The organism is Pseudomonas sp. DR208 (assembly GCF_019823005.1).
GTDB lineage: Bacteria > Pseudomonadota > Gammaproteobacteria > Pseudomonadales > Pseudomonadaceae > Aquipseudomonas > Aquipseudomonas extremorientalis.
The window spans coordinates 1,630,010-1,651,830 of the sequence record NZ_CP081944.1; the positions used below are offsets into that span (position 1 = coordinate 1,630,010).

18 protein-coding genes are annotated in these 21,821 nt (G+C 61.7%); 6 read left to right on the forward strand and 12 right to left on the reverse strand.

Annotated features, from left to right (window positions below):
* The first annotated feature begins 86 nt into the window (after positions 1-86).
* The 3 genes from K5K89_RS07155 to K5K89_RS07165 are packed head-to-tail and all read left to right on the forward strand — an operon-like array spanning position 87 to position 4,855.
* The gene (locus K5K89_RS07155) at positions 87-1,187 is read left to right on the forward strand and encodes an efflux RND transporter periplasmic adaptor subunit (protein WP_071488784.1); all 1,101 of its coding nucleotides are present in this window, start codon (positions 87-89) and stop codon (positions 1,185-1,187) included.
* Between the two features lie 6 nt (positions 1,188-1,193).
* Complete coding sequence (locus tag K5K89_RS07160; protein WP_092241147.1) at positions 1,194-4,259, forward strand: efflux RND transporter permease subunit; 3,066 nt, start codon at positions 1,194-1,196, stop codon at positions 4,257-4,259.
* Between the two features lie 2 nt (positions 4,260-4,261).
* Positions 4,262-4,855 carry a LysE family translocator gene (locus tag K5K89_RS07165; RefSeq protein WP_222541100.1) on the forward strand — a complete coding sequence of 198 codons (594 nt, stop codon included), beginning with the start codon at positions 4,262-4,264 and terminating at the stop codon, positions 4,853-4,855.
* A gap of 38 nt (positions 4,856-4,893) precedes the next feature.
* Here K5K89_RS07165 and K5K89_RS07170 read toward each other — a convergent pair whose 3' ends face one another.
* The 3 genes from K5K89_RS07170 to plsB are packed head-to-tail and all read right to left on the reverse strand — an operon-like array spanning position 4,894 to position 8,563.
* Complete coding sequence (locus tag K5K89_RS07170; protein ID WP_071488787.1) at positions 4,894-5,583, reverse strand: DUF4197 domain-containing protein; 690 nt, start codon at positions 5,581-5,583, stop codon at positions 4,894-4,896.
* Between the two features lie 22 nt (positions 5,584-5,605).
* Complete coding sequence (locus K5K89_RS07175) at positions 5,606-6,007, reverse strand: YbaY family lipoprotein (protein WP_222541101.1); 402 nt, start codon at positions 6,005-6,007, stop codon at positions 5,606-5,608.
* A 51-nt stretch (positions 6,008-6,058) separates the two neighbouring features.
* The gene (plsB, locus tag K5K89_RS07180; protein WP_222541102.1) at positions 6,059-8,563 is read right to left on the reverse strand and encodes a glycerol-3-phosphate 1-O-acyltransferase PlsB; all 2,505 of its coding nucleotides are present in this window, start codon (positions 8,561-8,563) and stop codon (positions 6,059-6,061) included.
* 182 nt (positions 8,564-8,745) lie between these two features.
* Between plsB and K5K89_RS07185 the strand changes: the two genes are divergently transcribed.
* Complete coding sequence (locus K5K89_RS07185; protein ID WP_003219353.1) at positions 8,746-8,955, forward strand: cold-shock protein; 210 nt, start codon at positions 8,746-8,748, stop codon at positions 8,953-8,955.
* 178 nt (positions 8,956-9,133) lie between these two features.
* Here the strand turns inward: K5K89_RS07185 and K5K89_RS07190 are convergent, their stop codons facing one another.
* The 4 genes from K5K89_RS07190 to K5K89_RS07205 form a co-directional block, all read right to left on the reverse strand.
* A complete protein-coding gene (locus K5K89_RS07190) occupies positions 9,134-9,511 on the reverse strand; it encodes a hypothetical protein (protein ID WP_058425300.1) in 378 nt (125 codons plus the stop codon).
* Between the two features lie 54 nt (positions 9,512-9,565).
* Positions 9,566-10,375 carry a putative RNA methyltransferase gene (locus K5K89_RS07195; RefSeq protein ID WP_071488790.1) on the reverse strand — a complete coding sequence of 270 codons (810 nt, stop codon included), beginning with the start codon at positions 10,373-10,375 and terminating at the stop codon, positions 9,566-9,568.
* Positions 10,375-11,526: a succinyl-diaminopimelate desuccinylase gene (gene dapE / locus K5K89_RS07200; RefSeq protein ID WP_071488791.1), complete on the reverse strand. Its 1,152-nt coding sequence runs from the start codon at positions 11,524-11,526 to the stop codon at positions 10,375-10,377. The genes K5K89_RS07195 and dapE overlap by 1 nt, the downstream gene beginning before the upstream one ends.
* 252 nt (positions 11,527-11,778) lie before the next feature.
* Complete coding sequence (locus tag K5K89_RS07205) at positions 11,779-14,370, reverse strand: glycosyltransferase (RefSeq protein WP_071488792.1); 2,592 nt, start codon at positions 14,368-14,370, stop codon at positions 11,779-11,781.
* Between the two features lie 212 nt (positions 14,371-14,582).
* Here K5K89_RS07205 and tcdA point away from each other — a divergent pair, with 212 nt between their 5' ends.
* On the forward strand, positions 14,583-15,398 hold the full coding sequence (gene tcdA, locus K5K89_RS07210; RefSeq protein WP_083351546.1) for a tRNA cyclic N6-threonylcarbamoyladenosine(37) synthase TcdA: 816 nt from the start codon (positions 14,583-14,585) through the stop codon (positions 15,396-15,398).
* A 116-nt stretch (positions 15,399-15,514) separates the two neighbouring features.
* Here tcdA and K5K89_RS07215 read toward each other — a convergent pair whose 3' ends face one another.
* The 4 genes from K5K89_RS07215 to K5K89_RS07230 form a co-directional block, all read right to left on the reverse strand.
* Positions 15,515-15,928, reverse strand: coding sequence for a SufE family protein (locus tag K5K89_RS07215; protein WP_222541103.1), 414 nt, complete (start codon positions 15,926-15,928; stop codon positions 15,515-15,517).
* Positions 15,925-17,130 (reverse strand): aminotransferase class V-fold PLP-dependent enzyme, encoded by a 1,206-nt coding sequence (locus K5K89_RS07220; protein ID WP_222541104.1) that lies wholly within the window; start codon positions 17,128-17,130, stop codon positions 15,925-15,927. Before K5K89_RS07220 ends, K5K89_RS07215 begins: the two co-directional genes overlap by 4 nt.
* Before the next feature lie 64 nt (positions 17,131-17,194).
* The gene (gene dapD, locus K5K89_RS07225) at positions 17,195-18,229 is read right to left on the reverse strand and encodes a 2,3,4,5-tetrahydropyridine-2,6-dicarboxylate N-succinyltransferase (RefSeq protein ID WP_058425293.1); all 1,035 of its coding nucleotides are present in this window, start codon (positions 18,227-18,229) and stop codon (positions 17,195-17,197) included.
* 33 nt (positions 18,230-18,262) lie between these two features.
* A complete protein-coding gene (locus tag K5K89_RS07230; RefSeq protein ID WP_231999482.1) occupies positions 18,263-18,571 on the reverse strand; it encodes an arsenate reductase in 309 nt (102 codons plus the stop codon).
* 266 nt (positions 18,572-18,837) lie between these two features.
* Here K5K89_RS07230 and K5K89_RS07235 point away from each other — a divergent pair, with 266 nt between their 5' ends.
* On the forward strand, positions 18,838-20,481 hold the full coding sequence (locus K5K89_RS07235; RefSeq protein WP_071488795.1) for a Na+/H+ antiporter: 1,644 nt from the start codon (positions 18,838-18,840) through the stop codon (positions 20,479-20,481).
* Between the two features lie 12 nt (positions 20,482-20,493).
* On the opposite strand, the gene dapC is transcribed toward K5K89_RS07235, so the two are convergent.
* Entirely contained in the window at positions 20,494-21,693 is a 1,200-nt protein-coding gene (gene dapC / locus K5K89_RS07240) for a succinyldiaminopimelate transaminase (protein ID WP_222541105.1), read from the reverse strand.
* Positions 21,694-21,821 lie beyond the last annotated feature (128 nt).

Consider the following 21,821-nt stretch of genomic DNA (forward strand, 5'->3'; position numbering starts at 1 on the left):
TTTAATACTGGACTGGCGAGTTTGGTATTAATACCATACCCGCCAGTATAATTATTCCTAGCTCTACTTGCGAAAGGTCCTACAGCATGCGCAGCACCTTCCTGCCCTTTGCTTTGCCTGTCAGTTTGGTCGTGCTGTTAGCCGCCTGCGGCCATGAAGAAGCGGCCCAGATTACCATCCGCCCAGCCATGGTGGTGCAGCCTCAGCCTTCTTCGCAGGCGATGGACAGCTACCCCGGCGAAGTGCGCGCCCGCTATGAACCGGACCTGGCTTTTCGCATCGGTGGCAAAGTCAGCAAGCGTTTGGTGGAGGAGGGCGAACGGGTCAAGGCCAACCAGCCGCTGGCGGAGCTGGACCCTCAGGACGTGCGCCTGCAGCTGGAAGCGACCCGCGCCCAGGTTGCCGCCGCCGAGGCCAACCTGAGCCTGGTGCGGGCCGAGCGCGACCGCTACAAGACCCTGATGGACCGTCAGATGGTCAGCCGTTCCCAGTACGATAATTCCGAAAACCTCTACCGATCCGGTGAAGCACGCCTCAAGCAGATCAAGGCCGAGTTCGACGTGGCCAGCAACCAGGCCGGCTATGCCGTTCTGCGTGCACCTCAGGACGGGGTGGTGGCCAAGCGTGCGGTGGAAGTCGGCCAAGTGGTGTCCGCCGGGCAAACTGTGTTTACCCTGGCGACCGATGGTGAGCGCGAAGTGCTGATCAGCCTGCCGGAACAAGGTTTCGGCCGCTTCAAGATCGGCCAGCCGGTCTCTGTGGAGTTGTGGAGCCAGCCGGATCAGCGTTTTACCGGGCGTATTCGCGAGCTGTCACCGGCGGCCGATCCCAAGTCGCGCACGTTTGCGGCGCGTGTGGCGTTCACCGGCGGCAAGGTCCCGGCCGAACTGGGCCAGAGCGCACGGGTATTCATACAGGTCGACGGCGATGTTCCGTTGTCGGTGCCGCTGTCTGCCCTCAGTGCGGAGAACGGTGCGTCCTACGTATGGCGCGTCCAGCCCGACAACACGCTCAAGCGCACGCCGGTGCGCATCGGTGCCTTCGGTGAGAAAACCGTCCCGGTCCTGGAAGGCCTGGCCCCGACGGATTGGGTGATCGCCGCCGGTGTGCACGTGCTTCACGAGGGCCAGCAAGTGCGCCCGGTGGACCGCTCCAACCGTGTGGTGAATCTGGCGGCCAAGGAGTAGTCCCCGATGGGTTTCAATCTTTCCGAATGGGCGTTGCGCAATCGCCAGATCGTACTGTTCCTGATGATCCTGCTGGCAGTGGTCGGCACCCTGTCCTACTCCAAGCTGGGGCAAAGTGAAGACCCGCCGTTCACCTTCAAGGCCATGGTGATCAAGACCAACTGGCCTGGCGCAACGGCGCAGGAAGTCTCGCGGCAGGTCACCGAACGCATCGAGAAAAAACTCATGGAGACCGGGGAGTACGAACGTATCGTCTCCTTCTCGCGCCCCGGCGAATCCCAGGTCACCTTCATGGCCCGCGACTCCATGCATTCGGCGCAGATCCCCGAGCTGTGGTACCAGGTGCGCAAGAAGATCAGCGACATCCGCCAGACCTTGCCGCCGGATATCCAGGGGCCGTTTTTCAACGATGAATTCGGCACCACCTTCGGCAATATCTACGCCCTGACCGGCGACGGTTTCGACTACGCGGTGCTCAAGGACTACGCCGACCGCATCCAGATCCAACTGCAGCGCGTGGCGGATGTGGGCAAGGTCGAGTTGCTCGGCCTGCAGGATGAAAAAATCTGGATCGAGCTGTCCAACCTCAAGCTCGCCACCCTCGGCTTGCCTTTGGCGGCGGTGCAACAGGCGTTGCAGGAACAGAATGCGGTGTCCACTGCGGGTTTCTTTGAAACCCCGAGTGAACGTGTGCAACTGCGTGTATCGGGCAACTTCAAGAGCGTGGAAGAGATCCGCAATTTCCCGATCCGCGTGGGTGACCGCACCTTCCGCATCGGTGATGTGGCCGACATCCACCGCGGGTTCAACGATCCACCGGCACCCCGCATGCGCTACATGGGCGCAGACGCCATCGGCCTGGCCGTGGCGATGCGCGATGGCGGCGACATCCTGGTATTGGGTAAGGCCCTGGAAGGTGAATTCGCACGCCTGCAGAAGAACCTTCCGGCGGGTATGGAGCTGCGCAAGGTGTCGGACCAACCGGCAGCGGTGAAGACCAGCGTCGGCGAATTCGTGCAGGTACTGGCCGAAGCGCTGGCCATCGTGTTGCTGGTGAGTTTCTTCTCTCTCGGCGTGCGCACCGGCATGGTGGTGGCCCTGGCGATTCCGCTGGTGCTGGCGATGACGTTTGCCACCATGTATTACCTCGGCATCGGCCTGCACAAGATTTCCCTGGGCGCACTGGTGCTGGCGTTGGGCTTGCTGGTGGATGACGCGATCATCGCCGTGGAGATGATGGCGATCAAAATGGAGCAGGGCTACGACCGGCTCAAGGCTGCCAGCTTTGCCTGGACCAGTACCGCGTTCCCGATGCTCACCGGTACGTTGATCACCGCCGCCGGCTTCCTGCCGATTGCCACTGCGCAGTCGAGCACCGGCGAATACACCCGCTCGATTTTCCAGGTGGTGACCATTGCGTTGCTCGCCTCGTGGGTGGCTGCCGTAGTCTTTGTGCCCTACCTGGGGGAAAAACTCCTGCCGGACCTGGCGAAAATTCACGCAGCCAAACATGGCACCGATGGTCCTGACCCCTACGGCACACCGTTCTACCAGCGCGTAAGAGGTTTGGTGGAGTGGTGCGTGCGTCGCCGCAAAACCGTGATCGTCCTGACCCTGTTGCTATTTATCGGCTCGGTGGCGCTATTCCGTTTTGTGCCGCAGCAGTTCTTCCCGGCTTCCGGTCGCCTGGAACTGATGGTCGACCTGAAGCTGGCCGAAGGCGCCTCCCTGAGCAACACCGCCGAGCAGGTCAAGCGCCTGGAAACCCTGCTCAAGGATCACGCCGGCATCGACAACTACGTGGCGTATGTCGGTACTGGATCGCCGCGTTTCTACCTGCCGCTGGATCAACAACTGCCGGCCGCCAGTTTTGCCCAGTTCGTGGTACTGGCCAAAACCATCGAAGAGCGCGAAAGCCTGCGTACCTGGTTGATCGAAACCCTCAACGAACAATTCCCCGACCTGCGCTCACGGGTCACCCGCCTGGAAAACGGCCCGCCCGTGGGTTACCCGGTGCAGTTCCGTGTGACCGGCGAACATATCGAAGAGGTCCGCGCGCTCGCCCGCAAAGTGGCGGCCAAGGTTCGCGAAAACCCTCACGTGGTCAACGTGCACCTGGACTGGGAAGAACCGAGCAAGATCGTCTACCTCAATATCGACCAGGACCGCGCACGTGCCCTGGGCGTGAGCACGGCCAACCTGTCGAAATTCCTGCAGAGTTCATTGACCGGTTCCAGCGTCAGCCAGTACCGGGAGGACAACGAGTTGATCGAAATCCTGCTGCGCGGCACCGTGCACGAACGCACCGAACTCTCGTTGCTGCCAAGCCTGGCAGTGCCGACGGACAACGGCAAAAGCGTGGCGCTGTCGCAGATCGCCACCCTCGAATACGGTTTCGAAGAAGGCATCATCTGGCACCGCAACCGCTTGCCGACGGTGACCGTACGCGCCGATATCTACGGCAAGGAACAGCCCGCGACGTTGGTCCAGCAGATCCTGCCGACCTTGGAAGGCGTACGTGCCGAACTGCCGGATGGCTACCTGCTCGACGTGGGCGGGACCGTGGAGGATTCCGCCCGTGGACAGAATTCGGTGAAAGCCGGGGTGCCGCTGTTTATCGTGGTCGTGCTGACCTTGTTGATGCTGCAGTTGCGCAGTTTCTCGCGGACCGCGATGGTGTTTCTGACGGCACCGCTGGGCTTGATCGGGGTGACCTTGTTCCTGCTGGTATTCCGCCAACCCTTCGGTTTCGTCGCCATGCTCGGGACCATTGCGCTGTCGGGGATGATCATGCGCAACTCGGTGATCCTGGTGGACCAGATCGAGCAGGACATCAAGGCGGGGCTGGCGCCGTGGCAAGCGATCATCGAAGCCACCGTCCGCCGCTTCCGCCCGATTGTGCTGACCGCCCTCGCGGCGGTATTGGCGATGATCCCGCTGTCGCGCAGTGTGTTCTTCGGGCCGATGGCCGTGGCGATCATGGGCGGGTTGATAGTGGCGACGGCGTTGACACTATTGTTCTTGCCGGCCCTGTATGCTGCGTGGTTCCGAGTGAGGAAGGACGTCGCGTAATCATGCTGGCCACCGTTTCAGCCCTGATGTTGTTGTTGCTTGCCCCAGGCCCTACCAACACCCTGTTATTTCGTGCAGGTGTGTTGTGTGGCTTGCGGGCTTCGTGGAGGCTGGCATTTGTCGAGTGCCTGGCGTACCTGCTGCAAGTTTCGGTATGGGGCGTGGCATTGCTGTACCTGTCGGCGTACTCGCCATGGGCGCTGAAGGCAACGCAATTGGCGGCGGCCTGCTACTTGCTGTATGTCTCCTACAAGCTTTGGCAGCGAAAAAGCAGCACCATCGACCCGAGCGGTGACCGATTTCGCGGCCTTTACTTTTTTTGGCTGACTGTCATGAATCCCAAGGGGCTGCTGATTGTGTCGTTCATCGCACCGGTCGGTGCCTTCGCCACGCTGCAGGGTTATGCAGGGTTCATGATCACCCTGGCGTTGGTGGTAATACCGGTGGGTACCGCGTGGATTGTGCTGGGCAGTCGCTTCGAAGGGATGCAAAAAGCGTGGCTAACACCGTTGAAGGTCAACCGTGCGACATCGGTTGCCATTGGCTGCTTTGCTACGTTAATGGTGGGGCGGTTGGCGGCGTCGATACTGCATTAGGATCGCTCCCCATTGCAGGGCGCGATCCTTTCAGGGCATTACAATGCCCCAAACACCTTCTTCGCCAAACTGGTAGCCGCCGCCGCCGGGTTCTCGCGAATGGTTTCTTCCTGCTTGGCAATCATCTTGAACAACCCGTCCAGTGCCTGCTCGGTCACGTAGCTCTCCACATTGGCGCTCTTGGCGTCCACCGCACCGAAAGCCGCAGCCTTGCCGGCGAGGGCATTGTACTGCTGGGCTACGCCGACCTTGTCGGTAGCCGCCTTGACGATGGGCAGGAACTTGGCGCGGATCTGTTCACGACTGCTTTTGTTCAGGTACTGGGTAGCGGAATCCTGGCCACCGCTGAGGATGCCCTTGGCGTCCGTCACGCTCATGTTTTTCACGGCATTCACCAGGATCGGCTGGGCCTGGGTCACGGCGGTTTCAGCGGCCTTGTTCATGCTGGTTTCCAGCTGCGTGACCTGGTCACCCATGCCGAACATCTTCAGCTTGTCGGCGACTTTGCCCAGCTTGCCAGGCAGGCCGATCTTCACTTCCGGGTTGTTGCTGAAACCACCGGGTACACCCAGTTGTTTCACGGCGATTTGCGCGCCTTGGGTCAGGGCGTCCTTGAGGCCGCCGCTGGCGTCGCCCTGGGACAGGCTGCTGAGGTCCAGGGCCATGGCGTTGGCACCGAGTAACAGGCCGGCACACAGGGCAGTCAGGCGAAGGGAGTTACGGAGCATGGGCGCTTCCTTTTTATCGAATTCAGTGGGCCGCCGCGTCAACGCGCAGACGCAGTGGTTGAGGATCCTGGCCGTTGAGCTGTACAGCGTGTCGCTCGGTGGTATTAAACAGTAGCTTGCCATCCACTTCGATGCGAGCGCTGACCGAGTAGCTGTGGCCGGGTTTGACCTGGGCCGGGTCGTAGCTCAGGTGAAACGGCAGCGGCACCTGGCCTTTGACCGGGCCTTTCTGCTCGGCGAGGGTCACAGCCGGTGCATCTGCCAGCGAAACGTCTTGCAGGCTGACACTCAAGGTCGCGGTTGGCGGCAGGGCGATGCGTTGCAGGTAGAACACTTCGCCATCGAGGCTGGCCTTGGGGGTGGGGCTCATGGACTGGCAGGCTCCGAGCAGGGCGGTAAGGCCCAGGAGGATGATCTTTTTCATGGTGTCGCTCCTTTTCAACGGCGCCGGCATCCAACCGGCGCCTTTTCAAATCTAGCGGTTTTCTTCAGGTTCGATGGGTATTTCGGCCGCGCCATCCACACGATGCAATGCCACCTGGCGGATCGACAGGCGAATCTCTGCTGGCAACACGCGCTTGGCCGCGCCTTCGGCCAGTTCGCCGAGCAGGTCGTGATAGCTCAGCTTGCCGGCGTCATCGCGGCGCAGCACATCTTGTTCCAGCAAGGTCTGGATGAAATGTCGGAAAAGGCTCTTGTCGAAGAATTCCGGGGCATTGAGGCCATGCAGGATCGACAGGCGCTGGGCCATGATCGTGCACAGGTCTTCCAGCTCTTCGGCGCTGATGCTGTTCTGGCCGCTGTTGAGCAGCAGCGAAATCGCCATGTAGAAGCGTTGCAGGGTCTGGGCGATGCTCTTGGACAGCAGCGTCAGCAACACGAAGTGCCGTGAACTCGGCGCCGGGCGCAGGTATACGTTGTTTTCGAAACGCAGCAAACCTTGTTCGACAAAGGCTTCCAGCCACTGGTCGATCACGGTGTCGAGCTCTTCCAGCGACCAGCGGATAAACAGCTCCGATTGCAGGTACGGGTACAGCGCGTGGGTGTAGCGCTGGATCTGCTCGCGGCTCATCCGCGAGCTGCTCTGGAAGAAACTCGCCAGCAGTGCCGGCAGGGCAAAGATGTGCAGCACGTTGTTGCGGTAGTAGGTCATCAGGACGGCGTTCTGCTCGCCCAGGTACAGAATCTTGCCCAAGGCATCGCTCTGTTCCGACAGCAAATCCATGTCCTTCACATGCTTGATCAGCGCCAGGCCATCACCTTCGGGCAAGGTGGTATGGGGCGAGTAGGGCACACGGCGCAACAGCGCCAGGTACAGGTCCAACTGGCGCGCCATGGCTTGTTCGTCCAGGGCCAGGCGGGTGGTGGACAGCAGCGCCAGGGCGACCAGGTTCACCGGGTTCACGGCGGCGGCTTCGTTCAAGTGGCGTGCCACCTGTTCGCCGAGGCGGTTGGTGGTTTCGTTGAGCCAGGCCGGCTTGTAGTTCGGCCCCAACTCCTGGGCACGCCAGTCCGGTTGTTCGCTGTCGAGGAATTCGGCCAGCTTGATCGGTTCGCCGAAGTTGACCGCGACCTGGCCGAAGCGCTGCTTGAGGGCGCCGACCACTTTGAAAATATCGAAGATCGACTCTTTCTTCTTGCTCGCGCCGCGCAATTCACCGAGGTAGGTACGGCCTTCGAGTACGCGTTCATAACCGATGTACACCGGCACGAACACGATCGGCATGCGCGATGAGCGCAGGAAGCTGCGCAGGGTGATCGCCAGCATCCCGGTCTTCGGCTGCAGCATGCGCCCGGTACGCGAGCGTCCGCCTTCGACGAAGTACTCCACCGGGAAACCCTTGGTGAACAAGGTATGCAGGTATTCGTTGAACACCGAGGTGTACAGCGGGTTGCCCTTGAAGGTGCGGCGCATGAAAAACGCACCGCCACGGCGCAGCAGGCTGCCGATCACCGGCATGTTCAGGTTGATCCCGGCGGCGATGTGCGGTGGGGTCAGGCCATTCTTGAACAGCAGGTAGGACAGCAGCAGATAATCGATATGGCTGCGGTGGCAAGGGACGTAGATCACCTCGTAGCCCTGGGCAACCTTTTGCACGCCTTCGATGTTGTTGACCTTGATGCCGTCGTAGATCTTGTTCCAGAACCAGCTCAGCACCACTTCGAGAAAGCGGATCGCGGTGTAGGTGTAGTCCGAGGCGATTTCGTTGCCGTAGCGCAAGGCCTGGGCCTTGGCTTTTTCCGGGCTGATCTTTTCCCGTTCGGCCTCGTCGATGATGGCCTGGCGCACCAGCGGCATGTTGACCAGGCCCTTCACCAGATTGCGCCGGTGTGACAGATCGGGACCGATCACCGCCGTCTTCAGGTTACGAAAGTGCACACGCAGGATGCGTTGGGCCATGCGCACCGTGCGTTCGTGCCCTTTATTGTGCTCGATCAATTCACGCAGGTTGATTGGCGCAGAGAATTGCACGCGGGTCTTGCGACCCAGGATCAGGATGCTCAACAGGCGACGTAGACGCCCGGTGACCGCCCAGCTGTCGGCAAACAACAGCTTCCACGGGCTGGACTCGCTCTCGGGGGACTGGCCCCAGAACACGCTGACCGGAATGATTTGTGCATTCTCTTCGGCGTGCTCGCTGAGGGTATCGACCAGGCGGGTCAGCGTGGGCGGTGCACCACGCTTGTCCTGGCGGCCGAGCCAGTCCGGTTCCGGCGTGAGGTAGAAGAACGCCGCCGGTTCCATCAGCGGGCCGACCGAAACCGGCAGCACCGGGCGCGGCAGGCCGGCCTTGGTGCACTCGGCATCGACTACGGCCAATTCGGTGAGGGAGGGTGATTGCAGGACGTAGAACACCGGCCGGCTGCGGTCCAGGTTGAGGGTTAGGGACGACTGGTTGATCGTCTCCGAGCGAACCCAGAGGTACAACAGTCGGCGCAAGGTGCCAAACACTAGACGGCGGAACGGGGAGCGGGTCATAGGCGTGCTGCTTCAAGTGGAAAAAACCGAGCAGGCGCTCGGGCGGGTAGTGTGCCGTATTCGCCGAAAATCGGCAAAAAAGCAGCGATGTAAACTTGAGTTGATCGTTTTTGAGCCTGTCTTATACTCGGCAGTTCAATGCGACTGACCCAACAATAAAAAACTGTGGGAGCAAAAACAGAATGGCAACGCGTGAAACCGGCAATGTGAAATGGTTCAACGATGCAAAGGGCTATGGCTTCATTCAACGCGAAGACGGCAAGGATGTGTTTGTGCATTACCGTGCCATTCGCGGCGAAGGCCACCGTTCCCTGGCCGAGGGCCAGCAGGTGGAATACGCCGTGGTGACTGGCGAGAAGGGGTTGCAGGCGGAGGATGTGGTGGGGCTTTAACGCGCGCTGAACCCCTGTTGTGGTGAGCGGGCTTGCCCCGCGTTGGGCTGCGAAGCGGCCCCAATAAGAACGCCGCGTTGTGTCAGGCACTCCGCGGCGTAGGGTTTTAGGGCCGCTTCGCAGCCCAGCGCGGGGCAAGCCCGCTCACCACACAAGCCCTTCCCTCATGCTTTCAGGATCAGGCGGTTTTCCAGGTGATCTGCTCTTCACCGTCCACGCTGATCCGAATCCAGGTATCGGCGCTTTCTTCGCCTTCTTCCTCGACCCAGGTCCCCGGTGCACAACGCACTTCCACGTTCAGTGCAGCAAACGCAGCACGGGCGCAGGCAATGTCGTCGTCCCACGGCGTCTGGTCACTTTCCAGGTACAGGCTGTTCCATTTGCCGACGGCTTTGGGCAGCCAGGTGACCGGCACGTTGCCGGCCTTGCATTTGTAGGTCTGGCCTTTCTGGACCCAGTCGGTGCAAGGGCCCAGGGCGGCGCCCAGCCAGGCGGCAATGGCCTTGTGGTCGACGTCGGCGTCCTTCAGGTAAATCTCGATATCGGGTTGGCGCATGGATGTTCCTCGTTGCGGGATTCGAAAATCCATTCGCGGGTATTGGAAAGGTGTTTATTGAAGCACGAAATAGTCGTAGCGCATCGACACGGTGACCACCAGCGGCTCGGCCGCCTCGATCACTTGCGCACGGCGCTCGGCACTGGCACGCCAGCCGTGAGGCGTCATGGCCAGCAGGTTGGCGCGGTCCCGGGGCTCGGCCAGGTTCAGCGTGAATTCCAATGTTTCGCTGTGTGCCAGGCTCATGCCGTCCGGCACCAGGGCCAGGTGCTTGTCGTCGGTGTATTCACGCACTTCGTCGTACAAGCGCTCGCGCAATTCCATCAGGTGGCCGCTGGTCGGACCGACCTTCATCAGACCGCCGCCGGGGCTGAGCAGGCGCTTGGCCTCTTCCCAGTCCAATGGGCTGAACACGCTGGCGAGAAACTGGCAGCTGCCTGACGCCAACGGCACGCGGGCCATGCTGGCGATCAACCAGGTCAGCGCAGGGTTGCGCTTGCATGCACGCTTGACCGCTTCCTTGGAAATATCCAGTGCGTAGCCATCGGCGTGAGGCAGGGCGTCGGCGATTTGCGCGGTGTAGTAACCCTCGCCACAGCCGATATCGACCCAGCGCTGCGGCGCGCGTTCGGCGGCCAGTTCGGCCAGGCGCCTGGCCACCGGGGCGTAGTGCCCGGCGTTGAGGAAATCGCGGCGCGCTTCGACCATGGCCAGGTTGTCGCCCGGGTCGCGGCTGTTCTTGTGCTGCACCGGCAACAGGTTCAGGTAACCCTGGCGCGCACGGTCAAAACGATGCCCGGCCGGGCACGCCACGCCATTGTCCACCGTGTTGAGCGGCGCGCTGCAAATGGGGCAGGCGAGCATCAGGCGAGCAACTTGATCAGGGTCTGGTAGTAGATTTCGGTCAGCACATCGAGGTCGCTGGCCAGGATGCGCTCGTTGACCTGGTGGATCGTCGCGTTGACCGGACCCAACTCGACCACTTGGGTGCCGAGGGTGGCGATGAAACGCCCATCGGAGGTGCCACCGCTGGTGGACGCCTGGGTCTCACGCCCGGTGATCGCCTTGATGCTTGCCGACACCGCATCCAGCAAGGCGCCCGGTTCGGTGAGGAACGGCAGGCCCGACAGCGCCCACTCCACGTGCCAGTCCAGGCCGTGCTTGTCGAGAATCTCCGCAACCCGTTGCTGCAGGCCTTCGACGGTGGACTCGGTGGAAAAACGGAAGTTGAACACCGCCGTCAGGTCACCGGGGATCACGTTGGTCGCGCCGGTGCCGGAGTTGAGGTTGGAAATCTGGAAGCTGGTCGGCGGGAAGAAGGTGTTGCCGTCATCCCAGTGCTCGGCGGCCAGTTCGGCCAGGGCCGGCGCGGCCAGGTGGATCGGGTTCTTTGCCAGGTGCGGGTAGGCTACGTGACCTTGCACGCCGCGCACGGTCAGGGTGGCGCCGAGGGAGCCGCGGCGGCCGTTCTTGACCACGTCGCCCACCAGCGTGGTGCTCGACGGTTCGCCGACGATGCACCAGTCCAGGCGTTCCTTGCGTGCAGCCAGGCGTTCGATCACGGCCTTGGTGCCGTGGTGCGCCGGGCCTTCTTCATCGCTGGTGATCAGGAAAGCCACCGAACCCTTGTGGTCGGGGTAGTCGGCGACAAAACGCTCCGCCGCCACCAGCATGGCCGCCAGGCTGCCTTTCATGTCCGCTGCGCCACGCCCGCAGAGCATGCCGTTTTCATCGATCAGCGCGTCGAACGGGTCGTTCTGCCACGCCTGCACCGGGCCGGTCGGTACCACGTCGGTGTGGCCGGCAAAGCACAGCACCGGGCCATCGTGCTTGCCGTGGGTGGCCCAGAAGTTGTCCACGTCTTCGATGCGCATCGGCTCAAGCGCAAAACCGGCGTCGCCCAGGCGCTGCATCATCAGCTTCTGGCAATCGGCGTCGATCGGCGTCACCGAGGGGCGACGGATCAGGTCGATGGCAAGTTGAAGGGTCGGCGAAAGGTCGGCATGGGCCGTCATGGGAAACTCCGGAAGCATGTTATGGGCGCAGGACGTAAGGGACGCAGATTCAGTGTGGGAGGGGGCTTGCCCCCGATGGCTGAGTGTCAGTCACTGCATCTGTTGACTGGCTCACCGCCATCGGGGGCAAGTCGAATCGTCGCACCGCCCCTCCCACACAAAGCATTGGCCTGGGCCAAGACTCATAAAACGGCCGTTATCTTATAGCAAAACGGCGGCCAGAGGCCGCCGTTTAGTGCATTGCGCAAGTTTTTACGCAGCCGGTGCGGGTTGCGCTGCCGCCGCCGGTTTCGGCAGCGAAGACAGGAACGCCATGACCAGCGCCGCCACATACGGCAGCGACTGCACCAGCAACATCACCACCCAGAAGCGGATGTCATTGCTCGGCAGGCCCTGCACCAGGTAGATCCCCAGCGCCGCGCCCCACAACAGCAGCATGATGAACATCTCTTCGCGGGCTTCGGAAATCGCCACCCAGAAGCCGTGGTTATCGGCGTTTTTCGGTGTACGGAAGAACGGGATACTGGTGGTGAAGAAGCCATACAGCACCGCCTTGGCGATGGTGTGGGACAACGCCAGACCGGCCAGCGCCGCGCAGAATGCGTCCTTCAAGTTCACGCCTACCGCACGACGGTACAGGAAGATGATCTTGCCCACCTTGAACACGAACAGCGCCAACGGCGGGATCGCAAAAATCAGCAGCGGCGGATCGACCCGCGTCGGCACGATGATCATCGCCGCCGACCACAGCAGCGCACCCACGGTGAAGAAGATGTTCATGCCGTCCGCCACCCACGGCAGCCAGCCCGCCAGGAAGTGGTAACGCTGGCCACGGGTCAGTTCGGTGTCCTTGCCGCGCAACAGGCTCGCGGTGTGGCGCTTGATGATCTGGATTGCCCCGTAGGCCCAGCGGAAACGCTGTTTCTTGAAGTCGATAAAGGTATCCGGCATCAGGCCCTTGCCGTAGCTGTCGTGGTAATACGCCGCCGACAGGCCTTTCTCGAACACACGCAGGCCCAGTTCGGCGTCTTCGCAGATGCACCAGTCGGCCCAGCCCAGTTCTTCGAGCACCGAGCGACGGGTCATGGTCATGGTGCCGTGCTGGATGATCGCATCGCGGTCGTTGCGGGTGACCATGCCGATATGGAAGAAGCCTTTGTATTCCGCGTAGCAGAGCTTCTTGAAGGTGCTTTCGTTCTGGTCGCGGTAATCCTGCGGCGACTGCACCACGGCGATTTTCGGGTCGGCGAAGTGCGGCACCATGTGCTTGAGCCAGTTCGGCGATACGCAGTAATCGGAGTCGATCACCGCGATCACCTCGGCATCCTTGGCGGTGTGCGGGATCAGGTAGTTCAGTGCGCCACCTTTGAAACCGGCCAGGGGCGCGACATGGAAGAACTTGAAGCGCGGGCCCAGGGTTTCGCAGTAGTCGCGCACCGGCTCCCACACGGCCGGGTCCTTAGTGTTGTTGTCGATGATCAGGACTTCGTAGTCCGGGTAATCGAGCGCGGCCAACGCGTCGAGGGTCTGTTTGACCATCTCCGGCGGCTCGTTGTAGCAGGGCACGTGGATCGACACTTTTGGACGGTAGTCCGAATCCCCCACTACTGGCAGGAATTCACGCCGGCGCTTGTGGGTCCAGACCGCTTCCGCCAACTCATGGGCTTCGGTCAGCAACACGATAAACACGCCCAGGGCACCGAGGGCCAGGAGAATGCCCACGGTCACGCTGAACCAGGTGCTGTATTGCTGGCTGTAGTCGTAGCCGATCCACACCAGCACCGAACCGCACAGGAACGCGATAAAGGTCAGGAAGGTGCGGCCACGCTGGCGCAGGGCCGAGCCGTCGATCATCAGCAGGGTCAGCGACAACAGCGCGAGCACCACCGAACCGATGGCCAGCACGCGCCATTGCGGGATCGCGACCACGGGGCCTTCAAAGTTGAATTTCTGCTGGCGTGCGGCGTTGTACACGCCCCAGTAGGCGCCCGCCGAGCCTTCGTCGCTGACTTTCCACGGCTGATCGAAGGCCTCGATCACAAAGTAGTTGTAGCCCTGGCGGTTCAGCTTGTTTACCAGCGTACGCAGGTAAATCGCCTGGTCGGCCGGGGAGGTTTCATTACCCCCGCGCATGCGGCCGTTGCTCGGCCAGCCGACTTCCGACAGCAGCAGCGGTTTTTTCGGGAACAGTTTCTTCAGGTCACGGGCACGGTCGAGTACATACTGGCCGGCCTTGTCCATCGGGATGTATTCCCAGAACGGCAGGATGTGCGCGGCGATCAGGTCGACGTGCTTGGCCAGTTGCGGGTTCTTTTCCCAGATGTGCCACTGCTCGGAGGTCGTCACCGGTACTTTCACGGCGGCGCGCACCCGGTCCAGCAGCACAATCAGTGCCTCAGGGGTGATTTCTTCCCGGAACAGGGCTTCGTTACCCACCACTACCCGCACCACACTGCGCGAGGTGTTGGCGATTTCGATGGCACGCTGGATTTCTCGTTCGTTGCGCTCCAGGTCCGGGCTGATCCAGATCCCCAGCGTCACGCGCAGGCCGAACTCTTCCGCCAGCTTGGGGATGTCCCCCAGGGTGCCGTCGACCGAGTAGGTGCGGATGTTGTCCGTCAGCTTGCTCATGATCGCAAGGTCTTGACGCATCTGGTCGTCGGTCGGGTACTGGTCTTTCTGTGGGAACTGGCCTTGCTGGAACGGCGAGTAGGAAAAACCGGAGATCTGTTCAGGCCAGTTGGGGGTGGTGACGGGGCGGTTGATCAGCGCCCAGAAGCCGGTGAACAGCGCGGCGATTGCCAGCACGATCACCAGGTTGAGTCCAAATTTACGCGATGCCATGGCTATTTCGGGTTCCAAAAGGTGTGGAACGAAAAGAGGTGTCGGCCTGCGCCGAACGGCGCGCATCCTACACCGGCCCTTCCCTGACCGTACAGCAAGCAGAGAAAAACCGGACATTAGTCAGCGAAAGGCCATCTTAGTTCTTAACTTGTAGCTTGAAGCTTCGAACTTGTCGCTGCGTAGCCCTATAATGCGCGCCGGTTTTTGGGGTAATGGTCATGAGTACAGAAGATCCGCGGTTTGCAGGCGTCGCCCGCTTGTATGGCATTGAAGGCCTGGAGCGCTTGAAAGCGGCCCATGTGGCGATCGTCGGCGTCGGCGGCGTAGGCTCCTGGGCGGCGGAAGCCATGGCCCGTTGCGGGGTGGGCGAGATTTCGCTGTTTGACCTGGATGACGTCTGTGTCAGCAACAGCAACCGCCAGTTGCACGCCCTGGACAGCACCGTGGGCAAACCCAAGGTCGAGGTGATGGCCGAGCGCCTGCGCGGCATCAACCCGCACTGCACGGTGCATGCGGTGGCCGACTTCGTGACCCGCGACACCATGGCCGAATACATCACCCCCAACATCGATTGCGTGATCGACTGCATTGACGCGGTCAACGCCAAAGCTGCGCTGATCGCCTGGTGCAAGCGCCGCAAGATCCAGATCATCACCACCGGCGGCGCCGGCGGGCAGATCGACCCGACGTTGATCCAGGTCTGCGACTTGAACCGTACCTTCAATGATCCACTGGCTTCGAAAGTGCGTTCTACCTTGCGTCGCGACTATGGTTTTTCACGCACCGTGACCCGTCATTACAGCGTGCCGTGCGTGTTTTCCACCGAGCAACTGCGTTATCCCAAGCCGGATGGCAGCATTTGTTTGCAGAAGAGTTTTGTCGGGGATGGCGTGAAGCTGGACTGCGCGGGTGGGTTTGGTGCGGTGATGATGGTGACTGCCACGTTCGGCATGGTGGCGGCGACCAAGGCGGTGGACAAGATTGTGGCCGGGGTGCGCAGGCCTTCCGAGCGGGTCAAGCCCACTTAATACTGGATACTTGCACCATTCAAAATGTAGGAGCTGGCTTGCCTGCGATAGCGGTGGATCAGTCAACCTCTTCGACGACTGACACCCTGTAATCGCAGGCAAGCCAGCTCCCACATTTAGTTTTGTATAAGGCTCAATGCTCGCATGCGCTGCAAGACCGCATTCAGGCCATTGCTGCGCGACGGCGACAATTGGCGGGAAAGCCCCAGTTGGTTGAACCAGTCGGGCAAGTCGACGGCTTGCAGCTCGGCGGCAGAGAGTCCATTGACCCGCGCCAGCAACAACGCCACCAACCCGCGAATCATCCGCGCCTCGCTGCTGGCGGCGAACTGCCAATGGCCATCGTGCAATTGCCCGACCAGCCACACCAGGCTTTCGCAGCCCTGCACGAGATTGGCGTCGACTTTATCTTCGGCAGGCAGGGCGGGCAAACGCTCGCTCCATTGCATCAGCATGCGCGCGCGCTGTTCCCAGCTGCCTACCGCCTGGAAGGCCTCCAGTGCAGCGACTGCCTCCACCGGCAGGCTCATCGCAGCATATCCAGCGCCTGATCCAGTGCTTCAAAAAAGCGTTCCAGATCGTCGGAATCGTTATACAGCGCCAGCGATACACGGATCGCCCCCGACAAGTGCATTGCCTTGAGCAACGGCATGGCGCAATGGTGCCCGGCGCGCACAGCGATGCCTTGTTCGGTCAACAGATGCGCGAGGTCGGCGTTATGCACGCCTTCGACCACAAAGCTGACCAACGCCACTTGCGGCGAGCCCAGCACGCGCACGCCTTTGCGCGCTTTCAAACCGCGCAGCAGATACTCGTGCAACGCCGCTTCATGGGCGATCACTGCCGGTTGATCCAGCGAACTCAGGTAATCCAGGCTGGCGCCCAGGCCGATCACGCCGGCAATCGGCGGTGTGCCCGCTTCGAAACCCAGCGGCGCCGGGCGGAAACTGGCGCTGTGGTAGTCGGCCTGTTGCACCATTTCGCCGCCAAACTGCCAGTGGCGCAGGTGGTGCAGGGCTTCGTTGCGGCCAAACAGCACGCCGACGCCGTCCGGCCCGTACAACTTGTGGCTGGAAAACACATAGAAGTCGCAGCCCAGGGCCTGCACGTCGTGGCGGCCGTGGACGATGCCTTGGGCGCCATCGACCACGGTCAGTGCGCCGTGGGCCTTGGCCGTTGTGATCAGCGTCTGTAAGGGTTGCCAGGCGCCCAGCACGTTGGATAGCTGGCTTACCGCCAGCAGGCGTGTACGCGGGCCGATCAATTCGGCGGCGGCTGTCAGGTCGATCATGCCGTCATCGTTCAACGGCAACACCACCAGCGTGGCAGCGCGGCGTTTGGCCAGTTGCTGCCAGGGCAGCAGGTTGGCGTGGTGTTCCAGGGCGCTGACCACAATCTCATCGCCCGCATTGAATAAGTGCTCAAGGCCGTAGGCCAAGAGGTTCAGCGCAGAAGTCGCGCCGTGGGTGAACACGATCTGCCCACTGTCGCCTGCATTCAACCACTGCGCGACCTTGCTGCGGCTGTCTTCGAACGCCTGGGTCGCATGGGCGCCGGGCAAGTGCTGGGCACGGTGCACATTGGCTGCGCCATTGGCGTAGTAATGGCTGATGGCATCCAGCAGGGCCTGGGGCTTTTGTGTAGTGGCGGCGTTGTCCAGGTACGTCTGGTCTTGCCGTTGCAGGGTGGCGATGGCCGGGAAATCGGCGCGCCAGGGGGAGGGCACTAGCATGGTGTTCAAGACTCGTATAAGCGAGCCCCAGGGTCGGGGCCCGCTAGTGGCATCGAGTGGCTGCTTAGTTGTGAGCGTGCAGCGCTTCGTTCAGTTCGATGGCCGATTTGTGGGTTTTGCACTCCACGGCACCGGTCTCGGAGTTGCGGCGGAACAACAGGTCCGGCTGGCCGGCCAGCTCACGGGCCTTGACCACTTTCACCAGTTGGTTTTTCTCATCCAGCAGCGCGACCTTGGTGCCGGCGGTGACGTACAGGCCCGACTCCACGGTGTTGCGGTCGCCCAACGGGATACCGATACCGGCGTTGGCGCCGATCAGGCAGCCTTCGCCGACCTTGATCACGATGTTGCCGCCGCCGGACAAGGTGCCCATGGTGGAGCAACCGCCACCCAGGTCCGAACCCTTGCCGACGAACACGCCTGCCGATACACGGCCTTCGATCATGCCCGGGCCTTCGGTGCCGGCGTTGAAGTTGATGAACCCTTCGTGCATCACGGTGGTGCCTTCGCCCACGTAGGCGCCCAGGCGCAGACGTGCGGCATCAGCGATACGCACGCCGCTCGGCACCACGTAGTCGGTCATTTTCGGGAACTTGTCCACCGAGAATACTTCCAGCAGCTCGCCACGCAGGCGGGCTTCCAGCTGGCGTTCGGCCAGTTCGTTGATGTCGATCGCGCCCTGGCTGGTCCAGGCCACGTTCGGCAGCTGCGGGAACACACCGGCCAGGCTCAGGCCGTGGGGCTTGACCAGGCGATGGGACAGCAGGTGCAGCTTGAGGTAGGCCTCAGGCGTGGAGGTCAGTGCGGCGTCTTCGGCCAGCAGGGTGGCGACCAGCGGGGTGTGGCTTTCGGCCAGGCGGTTGAGCAGCGCGGCTTGGGTGGCGTCGACATTCTTGAGGGCATCGGCCAGTTGCAGCGCTTGGCTGATGGTGAAGGTGATGGCCTGGTTGCCTTCGGTGTAACCGAGGATCGGCGCGATAGCCGCGACGATTTCAGCCGATGGATTGAGCAGCGGCTGTGCGTAAAACACTTCCAGCCAAGCACCTTGGCGGTTCTGAGTGCCGACGCCGAAGCCCAGGCTGAACAGGGAATTGGACATGCTGTTACCTCTACAAAAATGGAAAGGGCTGGCCTACTTGAGGGCCGCCGAATAACTATCTGGCTTGAAGCCAATCAGGGTTCTGTCACCGAGATCGAGCACCGGGCGCTTGATCATCGAGGGTTGTGCGAGCATCAATTCAATGGCTTTCGACTGATCGAGATCGGCTTTGCGTTCGTCTTCGAGTTTGCGAAAGGTGGTGCCCGCACGGTTCAACACCACCTGCCAACCGTGCTCGTTGCACCATTGGGTCAAGTGTTCGCGGTCGATACCGGCCGTTTTGTAGTCGTGGAACTCATAGCCCACGCCGTGCTCATCGAGCCAGGTGCGCGCTTTTTTCATGGTGTCGCAGGCTTTGATGCCGAAAAGGTGCAACGTTTTGCTTGAAGCGGTCAAGGAATTGCCCCCTTTTGGACCAAGTGAAAATTAAAGGTCACGGATTATGCCACGACCAGCGGGCGGGTGCCCCTCGTCATGCGGCGTGCGACTTATGTGCAAAGGCCGGCAGGCAGCATAGGCGGTTAACATAGCTGGGTAATATGGCACTCAGGCGGCCAGTTGTTGCCTCATGTGTGTCGTTGCAAGTCGATTGTCCGGGAAACCGCGTTATGCAAACCGCCTACACCGTTCTTATCCTGCTGATGCTGGTCAGCGTTTCGCGTCTGGTTGGGCGTGTCATTCCTCTGCCGTTGCCCCTGGTACAGATTGCTGCCGGAGCCCTGCTGGCCTGGCCGACGCTGGGCCTGCATGTGGCGCTGGACCCGGAGCTGTTTCTGTTTCTGTTCCTGCCGCCGTTGCTGTTTTCGGATGGCTGGCGTATGCCCAAGCGTGAGTTGTGGCGGTTGCGTGGGCCGATCCTGACGCTTGCGGTGGGGCTGGTGTTGTTCACGGTGGTTGGTGCTGGTTATTTCATTCACTGGATATTGCCTACGATCCCGTTGCCGGTGGCCTTCGCCCTGGCGGCGGTTTTGTCGCCGACGGATGCCGTGGCGGTGTCGGCCATTTCCCAGAATCGTTTACCTACGCCACTGATGCACATGTTGCAGGGCGAGGCCTTGATGAACGACGCATCGGGCCTGGTAACGTTCAAGTTTGCCCTGGCGGCGGCGTTGACCGGGGTGTTTTCCCTGGCGGATGCCAGCCTGACCTTCGTGTTGGTCGCCGTCGGTGGCCTGGCCGTTGGCGTGGCCCTGAGCTGGCTGGTCGGCCGACTGCGCGCCTGGATGATCGCCCGTGGCTGGGATGACCCGGCAACCCACGTGGTGTTCATGTTGTTGCTGCCCTTTGCCGCCTATGTGCTGGCCGAGCGCCTGGGGGCCTCGGGCATCTTGTCGGCGGTCGCGGCAGGCATGATGCAAAGCTGGCTTGATCTGCTACCGCGCCAGACCAGCACGCGCTTGCTCAACCGCAGCGTCTGGTCGCTGCTGGAGTTTGCCTTCAATGGCCTGATCTTCCTGCTGCTGGGCCTGCAACTGCCGGACATCATCAAGGCCGTGGTCAGCCATGAGCCGACACTGTGGCCGACCCTGTTTTATCGCTGCCTGGATGTGATTGCGATCTTCCTGGTGTTGGTCGTGCTGCGTTTTATCTGGGTGCAGAGCATCTGGCGGCTGTCCGGCCTGTTACGCCGGATTCGTGGGAAAAGCGAGCTGACGCTGGTGCCAACCGCCCGTTCTTGCTGGTTGTTGACCGTGGGTGGTGTGCGCGGTGCGGTGACGTTGGCCGGTGTGATGTCGGTGCCGTTGCTGCTGGCGCCGGGCCAGGACTTTCCCGAGCGCGACCTGCTGATCTTCATCGCGGCAGGCGTGATCCTCCTGTCGCTGATCGCCGCCTGTATCGCCTTGCCGTTGTTGTTACGCGGCATTGAAAAGAGCCCGGACGAGAAACGCCATAAAGAGGTCCGCGAGGCTTGGAAAAAAACGGCCGTCGCTGCGATCCATGCGCTGGAAACGGAAGAGCCCGTTGAGCCCGAAACCCAGGACGCCGCTCAGGCTGCGCTCGCCACCGAACTCAAGGCACGGCTGATGTCGGAATATCGCCATCAATTGGAGGTGTTCAACGACTCGGCCGAAGCCCAGGCGTTGGCACGGCAGATGGACCTGCTCGAGCGCAAATTGCGCCTCAAGGCCCTGCGGGCACAGCGGTTGGAGCTGTATAGCCTGAGCCGTCATCACCAGATTGGTGATGACGTGCTGAGGGAGGTGTTGGCGGATCTGGATATGAGTGAGGCGAATCTGGGTCAGGTGAAATGACCCTCAAGCCCGTTAGCGGCGACGCTGAATAAAATCGCGAATGCGCTCAGCCGCTTCCACACACTCGGCCAACGGCGCGACCAACGCCATACGCACTCGCCCAGCGCCGGGGTTGGCGCCGTCCACTTCACGGGACAGGTACGAACCCGGCACCACGGTCACATGTTCTTCCACGAACAGATCGCGGCAGAATGCGGCATCGTCGCCATTCACATTCGGCCACAGATAGAAGCCGCCATCCGGGCTCTGCACATCCAGCACCGGCTTGAGAATCGCCAGCACCGCGTCGAATTTCTCGCGATACAGGTCACGGTTGGCGTGCACGTGGGCTTCATCCTGCCAGGCGGCAATGCTCGCCAGCTGGGTTTGCACCGGCATCGCGCAGCCGTGATAGGTGCGGTACAGCAGGAACGCCTTGAGGATGTCGGCATCGCCGGCAACGAACCCGGAACGCAGGCCCGGCAGGTTGGAGCGCTTGGACAGGCTGTGGAACACCACGCAGCGCTTGAAATCCTGGCGACCCAGTTCGACGCAGGCGCTCAGCAGGCCGGGCGGCGGGGTTTGTTCGTCGAAGTACAGTTCGCTGTAGCACTCGTCGGCGGCGATGACGAAGTCGTATTCGTCGGCCAGGGCGATGAGTTTTTTCAGGGTGTCGACCGGGATCAGCGCGCCGGTCGGGTTGCCGGGCGAGCACAGGAACAGGATCTGGCAGCGTTTCCAGATGTCCGGCGTCACGGCGCCGAAGTCCGGGTTGAAGCCATTGGCGTCCAGGCACGGCAGGTAGTGTGGCTTGGCCCCGGCCAGGAACGCGGCGCCTTCGTAGATCTGGTAGAACGGGTTCGGGCTCACCACCAGTGCATCGTCGCCACGGTTGACCACGGTCTGGGTGAAGGCGAACAGCGCTTCACGTGTGCCGTTGACCGGCAAGATATTGCGCGCCGGGTCGAGCCAGCCCTTGGGCACGTTGAAGCGACGTTCGCACCAGGCACCGATGGCTTCGCGCAGCGCCGGGATACCCAGGGTGGTCGGGTACACGGCCATCTGGTCGAGGTTGTTGCTCAACGCTTCGGCCACGAACGTTGGAGACTTGTGCTTCGGCTCGCCGATGGACAGCGCAATCGGGCGCTTGTCCGGGTTTGGCGTGACGCTGCCGAGCAGGGCGCGCAGTTTCTCGAACGGGTAGGGTTGCAGTTGGTTCAGGGCGTTGTTCATGGGCATCTCGTTCAATTCGGTTTAAAGCATGCGGTCTGCTGGGCGAAGCCATCTAAATGTGGGAGGGGGCTTGCCCCCGATTGCAGTGTGCCAGCCAAAGCATTTTTATCTGATCCACCGCTATCGGG